Source organism: Prosthecobacter sp., from assembly GCF_034366625.1.
Taxonomy (GTDB): domain Bacteria; phylum Verrucomicrobiota; class Verrucomicrobiia; order Verrucomicrobiales; family Verrucomicrobiaceae; genus Prosthecobacter.
Genome location: NZ_JAXMIH010000010.1, coordinates 297,135 through 303,878, shown reverse-complemented (window position 1 = coordinate 303,878; position 6,744 = coordinate 297,135). Strand labels below are relative to the sequence as shown.

Genomic DNA, 6,744 nt, shown 5'->3' with positions numbered 1-6,744 from the left:
ACAGAGGACTGTGCGGACCACTTTACCCGATCACTTCCGGCCACTCCGTGTGGAACATCTGACCTTCGGGCTTGTCGGTGCGTTCGTAGGTGTGGGCACCGAAGAAGTCGCGCTGGGCTTGCAGCAGGTTGGCGGGAAGGCGCTCGGCGCGGTAGCTGTCGTAGTAGCCGAGGCTGGCGCTGAAGGCGGGGCAGGGGATGCCGTTGAGGGTGGCGATGCTGACCACTTCACGCCAGTTCTGCTGGGTCTTGCTGAGGACGTCCTTGAAGAACGGATCGAGCATGAGGTTGGCGAGGCTGGCGTTGGTGCGATAGGCGTCGGTGATGCGATTGAGGAAGCGGGCGCGGATGATGCAACCGCCGCGCCAGATGCTGGCGATGCGGCCGAGGTCGAGGCCCCATTTCTTCTTCTCGCCCATGGTTTTGACGAGGTCGAGACCCTGGGCGTAGCTGATGATCTTGGAGGCGTAGAGGGCGTCGTGAACTTTCTTCACAAGCTCAGCCTTGGCGATGGTGATGTTGACCTTCGGGCCGGTGAGCTGGGTGCTGGCGGCGACGCGCTGCTTCTTCTGGCTGGAGAGGATGCGGGCTTCGACGGCGGCGTTGATGGTGCTGATGACGACGGCGTTTTCGGCGGCGTTCATGAGCGTCCACTGGCCGGTGCCTTTCTGGCCGGCCTTATCGACGATGAGTTCGACGATGGACTTGCCGGTTTCGGGGTCCTTCTGTTCGAGGGCTTTGCCGGAGATCTGGATGAGGTAGCTCTGCATGTCGCCCTCGTTCCATTCATTGAAGATGGCGGCCATCTCGTCGGTGGTGAAGCCGGCGTGCTTGAAGATGTTGTAGGCTTCGCAGATGAGCTGCATGTCGCCATACTCGATGCCGTTGTGGATCATCTTCACGTAGTGACCGGCACCGCCTGGGCCGATGTGGATGACGCAAGGTTCGCCATCGACCTTGGCTGCGATGCTTTCAAAGATCGGCTTCATCACCTCCCAGGTGCTGGCAGGGCCGCCGGGCATGATACTTGGGCCTTTGCGGGCGCCTTCTTCACCGCCGGAGACGCCGGCACCGATGAAGCGAAGGCCTTTCTCAGCGAGGTAGGCGTCGCGACGCTCGGTGGTCTGGTAGAAGCTGTTGCCGCCGTCGATGATGATGTCGTCCTTGGCGAGGAGCGGGATGAGCTGCTCAATCACGGCGTCCACGGCGTCACGGTCGCTGTCCTTCACGGCGGTGGATTTCACCATGATGTGGATCTTGCGTGGCAGGGCGAGGCTCTGAACGAATTCTTCGAGCGTTTGGGCACCGACGAGGGCTTTGCCGGGATGTTTGGCGAGGAACTCATCCGTCACGCTGGTGGTGCGGTTATAGACGCTGACCTGGAAGCCGCGGCTTTCGACGTTGAGAACGAGGTTTTGGCCCATCACAGCGAGGCCGATCAATCCGAAGTCACTTTTTTTGCTCATAATTTGGGCCGCAGACATACCCGCCCGCTCCGCCTTGGCAAAGGAGATTTTCCTCATGGCAGCCATGAACGGGATTGATGGAAACACGCCCCTTTTGTCGTTGTGCCGGGATGGTGGATTCTGGTATTCCTGCGGTCGTTTCCATCCTCATCCCACACTGCCATGCAATACCACGTCGCCAAAAACGCAGAGAAGTCAGGCCCCTTTGACCAACAGGAGGTGTATCGCCGCCTCGTGTCTGGCGAACTCAGCGGCAGCGACCTCGGCTGGTGCGAGGGCATGGCGGAGTGGGAACCGCTGTCGAAGCTGATCCCGCCACAGACGCCGCCGATTCCTGCCGCTTCAGCGCCCGTCTTTGGTCCTTCTGCGGCAAGAACCTCCGTGACTTTGCCAAACGCGAAAACGTCCGGGATGGCGGTTGGGAGCATGATCTGCGGCATTTTGGGCCTGCTGCTTTGGCTGCCATGCATTCCTGCGATCATCTTGGGACACCTCGGACTCTCGGCGATCAAAAAATCCGCCGGAGTGTTGAAGGGAAGTGGCATGGCCGTCACAGGACTCGTCACGGGTTACATCATGATCGTGGCGCTCCCGTTCATCGCGATCATTGCCTCGCTGGCGGTGCCGGCTTTCACCCAAGTGCAGATCCAAGGCAACCAGATGAAAGCCGTGAACAATGCGAAGCAGATTGTGCTGGGCATGAAGCAGTATGCGGCTGATCACGAGGGCAAGTATCCTCCCACGCTGGATGTGTTGTTCGATGAAAAGATTCTGGAGGATCGCAGACTCCTTGAGTTTCCGTCACATTTGAATGTTCCCGGTCAAGGCTGGGAGTATCTGGGTGCCGGTCATACCGACAGCGACGCGGGAAATCTCATCATCCTGACCAGCCGGAAGGCAGATCGAACGAAGAAAAAGATCGTCGCTCACAACGATGGCTCTGTGTCAGTCGAGCGCGAAGGCGCTGTTCCCTGACGCATCACTCACGGCACCGGCTGTCCCTTGGCACCAATGCTGTAGAGCGAGTTCACGGTGCGGACGTAGAGACGCTTGTCGCCGATGGCAGGGACGGAATTTACCGGGCCATCGAGCTTGCTGGCGGCGAGTTTCTCGAACTTCGGACCGGCTTTGATCACGATGAGATCGCCCTGCTGGCTGGCGCAGAAGATTTTGCCGTCTCCTGCGACGGGGCTGCTGAAGAACTTGGCGCTGCCAGCGGTGCCTTCGATGCGCTCCTCGTAGATGACCTTGCCGGTCTTGAACTCCACGCAGCGCAGGATGCCGCCGTCGCCGAGGAGATACATGTGCTCGCCGATGACGAGAGGCGAGGGGACGTAGGGCAGGCCTTTGGGGATGTCGAAGGCCACCGGCTGGGGCTTGCCGCTTTTCAAATCGAGCGCAGCCACTTCCTTCACACCACCGCCGGTGCCGAAGGTGCAGAAGTAGAAGTCGTCGCTCAACACACCGGAGCCGAGGCTGCGCTGGCTGTAGCCGGGATTGTGCTGCCAGTTGATCTTGCCGGTCTTGAGGTCGATGCCTATGACACCGCTGCCGGTATCGGCGCAGATCACTTCTTTTTTGCCGTTCTTCAATTCATGCACCACGGGCGTGGAGAAGGTGTTGAGGCAGTTGGGGATGTCGAGCTTCCAGGCCTGCTTGCCGGTTTTGGCGTCGAGGCCGACGATGCAGGACTTCCATTTCTGCTGCGCGGGATCTTCGGTGTACACCTTGCCATCGCGCTGCCAGTCGAACTCGCTGCGCACGATCATGATGCCATCGGCCACAACGGGGGAGATGCCGGTGCCGTGCTCATGGATGTAATCGGCCACATGCTCGTTCCGCCACACCTGTTTGCCGCTGTGGTCGAGGGCGAGAGCCTGGATGGTCGTGCCGGTGCTCCAGTTGATGTAGATGCGCTCGGCGTCGATGAAGGCGGAACTGCTGGCGAAGGTGTTGTACTGCGGATGGATGTGGTGGGAGACAAATTCCTCCTCATGCCGCCACAGCTCCTTGCCATCCTTGGCGGAGAAGGCGATGACGGCACGTTTGCCCGCACTGGGGGCTGCTTTCTCGTTTCGCTTGGCCAATACAGGCGAGGAGGTCTCGGCGGTGACAACAACCATGTCGCCCCAGAGCACGGGCGAGGACCAGCCTTTGCCCACCGGCACTTTCCACAGCGTGGTGCTGTCATCGACCACGGCAGGCAAACCGGTGGTTTCAGCGAGGCCGCTGCCATTCGGACCGCGGAAGCGGGACCAGTCCGTGGCGGAAAAGGCGGAGACAGAGAAAAGGGTGAGAAGGGCAAGGGTGAGTTTCATGCGGGGCGAGTAAAACGCGTGTGTGTGGGAAAAATTGCCAGGAGAGATCGCAGGTGACTCCAAAGCCGCCTTCAGGCTAGGCTGAGGGTGTGGGCGTCCCGGCAAGCGTGATCGATGACGGCGGAGTTTCCTCTTTCACAGGTTCTGCTTCGGTCGTTGCCTGCTGAGAGGTGGCGAACGCAGGGGATTCACTCACGGGTTCCTCGATGACAGGGGACGCCGCGGGTGAATGGGGTTCAGCAGGCGGCGGTACCGCCTGGGGAGGCTCGGACTTCCCAGAGGAAGTCTTGGCGCTCTCCAGCGCTTCGCTGAGCCGGTATTCGAGCTCTGCAATCTTGTAACCGTCCTCACGCGCACGTTTGCGCGACTCGGCTTCCAGTTGGGCCAGCTTTTCCTCCAAATCACGAATCTTTTTGTCGCTGACGGCCGCAGGAGAAGGCCCGCCCATCACAGGAGCGGAGGCGACACCGACGGCGTTCATGAATTCTTTCTGCACCATCTCGATGCGGGCCTCGGCGGCTTTCAAGGCACGTTGCAGATTCGCAATCTTCGCCTCAGCCTGCTGATTGGCCTCGCGGGCCTTCGCCAGTTCGGCTTCGGGGCCGCCCGCGGCGGCATAGGCAGCCTGCTCGGCCTTCACCTTGCGCATTTCAGCCTCAAACTCCTGCATCTGCGCCTTGCCTTTGAGCAGCACTTCCTGCGCTTCGATCAAACGCTTTTCAAAATCAGCGGCACGGGCGTTTGTCGCCTCAATGGCCTGTTCCTGTGCCTTCACCCGGCCCTGCTCGGCCGCCAGGGCGATTTCGAGATCCTTGATGCGAGACTCTGTGGGCGGAAGCTTCGCGGCGATCTCACGTGTGGCGGCCAGTTCGCTCTCCAAACGGGTGATCTGCTGCGAAGCATCGTTCGCCCGGCGATCCGCGACCTCGCGATGCGTGGTGAAACGCTGTTCCAGGTCGGTGAAACGCGCGGTGGCTTCAGTCGCTGTCTTGTGAGCGGCGGCAGCCTGCGCGGCGGCCTTCTCCTGCTCGGCTTTCAACGCGGCTGCGGAATCGGTGCGCAGTTTGTCCAAAGCGGCGGTGGCTTCGGCCTGCTGGCGTTTGGATTTGCTCCGCATCACCAGCCAGACGATCAGCGGCAGCAGTACTGCGATTCCGGCCGCGACAGCGAACTCCTCCATGGAAAGAGGGCCTGTCAAGGCGAGGAAAACAGACGCGGACATGATTCCAGCAAGCATGCGTCATTCAACGCTGCCCCCCTTGTTCTGTCCAGCACGCATTGCTCCTTGAGCGCAGGTTAAAGGTGGCTAGTCTGCGCGCCCTTTCCCCCAAACCAACCCATGTCCAAGTTCAACATCCTCATCGCCGGCAACAACGACCCTATTTCGAGCAAAGGCATCGACCTGCTCAAAGCGGAGCCGTCTTTCTCCGTCGAGGTGAACATGAATCTCAAGGCCGAGGATGCCATGATCGAAGCCTCCCGCAACGCGCACGCCATCATCGTCCGCAGCGGTGCCAAAGTGACCGCCAAAGTGCTCGAAGCCGCCCCCAATCTCAAAGTCATCGGTCGCGCCGGTGTGGGCGTCGATAACATCGACGTGCCAGTCGCCTCGAAGCGCGGCGTGGTGGTGATGAACACTCCCGGCGGCAACACGATCTCCACCGCCGAGCAGGCTTTCACTTTGATGATGGCCCTCTCCCGCAAGACCCCGCAGGCGCACGCCACCATTGTCAGCGGCAAGTGGGACCGCAAAAGCTTTCAAGGCACCGAAGTCTATGGCAAAACGCTCGTCGTGCTCGGCATGGGCCGCATCGGCGCTGAGTTCGCCAAGCGTGCGAAGGCCTTCGGCATGAGCGTCGTGGCTTACGATCCCTATCTGTCCAAAAACCGTGCCGAAAGCCTCGGCGTGGAGCTGTGCGAAGACCTTGATGCCGCCATCGTGCAGGCGGATTACATCACGATGCACATGCCGCTCACTCCGGAGACGAAGCACATGATCAACGCGAAGCGTCTCGCCTCGCTGAAAAAATCCTGCCGCATCATCAACTGCGCCCGCGGCGGTCTCATCGATGACGCCGCTCTCGCCCAGGCGCTCACCGATGGCATCATCGCCGGTGCTGCGCTTGATGTCTTCGAAGTCGAGCCACCACCTGCCGACTACCCGCTGCTCAGTGCTCCAAACACCGTCTTCACCCCGCACCTCGGCGCCAGCACGGAAGAGGCGCAGGAAAACGTCGGCATCGAGATCGCCGAAGTCATCAAAGCCCACCTCCTCCTCGGCACCGTCGTGAACGCGGTGAACATGCCGAACGTCGATCCCAAAGTGCTCGCCGAGATCGGACCCTTCCTCAAATTTGGTGAACTGCTTGGCCGCGTTGTTTCCCAGCTCGCTCCGTCGCGCTCGAACGTCGTCCGCATCAATTACAGCGGCAAAATCGGCAGCGGCGACACCTCGCTCATCTCCCGTGCCGTGCTCAAAGGCTTCCTCGAACGCGCGGTCGGCCCGGAACAGGTGAACTACATCAATGCCAACGGCGTCGCTGAAAACCTCGGCCTGCGCTTCACCGAAAGCCGCCTGCCTGAGGCCAGCGTCTTCACCGACCTCATCGAAGTCCAGGCCAGCAACGGCACCGAGACCTCCAGCATCGCCGGCACCTTCTTCGCTGGTGAGCCACGCATTGTGAAGGTCAACGACCGCCACATCGAGACTCGTCCTGAAGGCACCCTGCTCCTCATCGAGAACCAGGACCGCCCCGGCATGATCGCCGCCTACAGCAGCATCCTTGGGAAAAACCAGGTCAACATTGCCGACATGTCCCTCAGCCGGAACAAGGAAGGCGGCACCGCGCTGACTTTGCTCACGCTCGACTCCACGCCCGCCGTCGAAGTGCTTGCCGAACTGGAGAAGATCCAGGGCATCACCCGCGTGCATTGCGTGGTGGTGTGATTCACCACCAGAAC

At 60.8% G+C, this 6,744-nt stretch carries 5 protein-coding genes; 2 read left to right on the top strand and 3 right to left on the bottom strand.

The genetic code is table 11. The features are described from left to right. Nucleotides 1-22: 22 nt before the first annotated feature. Nucleotides 23-1,465, bottom strand: a complete 1,443-nt coding sequence (gene gnd / locus U1A53_RS13780) for a decarboxylating NADP(+)-dependent phosphogluconate dehydrogenase (protein ID WP_345786488.1) — start codon at nt 1,463-1,465, stop codon at nt 23-25. A gap of 162 nt (nt 1,466-1,627) precedes the next feature. On the opposite strand from gnd, the gene U1A53_RS13775 reads away from it, so the two are divergent. Beyond that, nucleotides 1,628-2,440, top strand: a complete 813-nt coding sequence (locus U1A53_RS13775; RefSeq protein WP_322281760.1) for a DUF4190 domain-containing protein — start codon at nt 1,628-1,630, stop codon at nt 2,438-2,440. Nucleotides 2,441-2,448: 8 nt separating this feature from the next. On the opposite strand, the gene U1A53_RS13770 is transcribed toward U1A53_RS13775, so the two are convergent. Further along, nucleotides 2,449-3,783, bottom strand: coding sequence for a PQQ-binding-like beta-propeller repeat protein (locus tag U1A53_RS13770; protein ID WP_322281759.1), 1,335 nt, complete (start codon nt 3,781-3,783; stop codon nt 2,449-2,451). Nucleotides 3,784-3,859: 76 nt separating this feature from the next. Continuing rightward, nucleotides 3,860-5,005, bottom strand: a complete 1,146-nt coding sequence (locus tag U1A53_RS13765) for a hypothetical protein (RefSeq protein ID WP_322281757.1) — start codon at nt 5,003-5,005, stop codon at nt 3,860-3,862. A gap of 117 nt (nt 5,006-5,122) precedes the next feature. Here U1A53_RS13765 and serA point away from each other — a divergent pair, with 117 nt between their 5' ends. Further along, nucleotides 5,123-6,730: a phosphoglycerate dehydrogenase gene (serA, locus tag U1A53_RS13760; RefSeq protein ID WP_322281755.1), complete on the top strand. Its 1,608-nt coding sequence runs from the start codon at nt 5,123-5,125 to the stop codon at nt 6,728-6,730. The last annotated feature ends 14 nt before the right edge of the window (nt 6,731-6,744 follow it).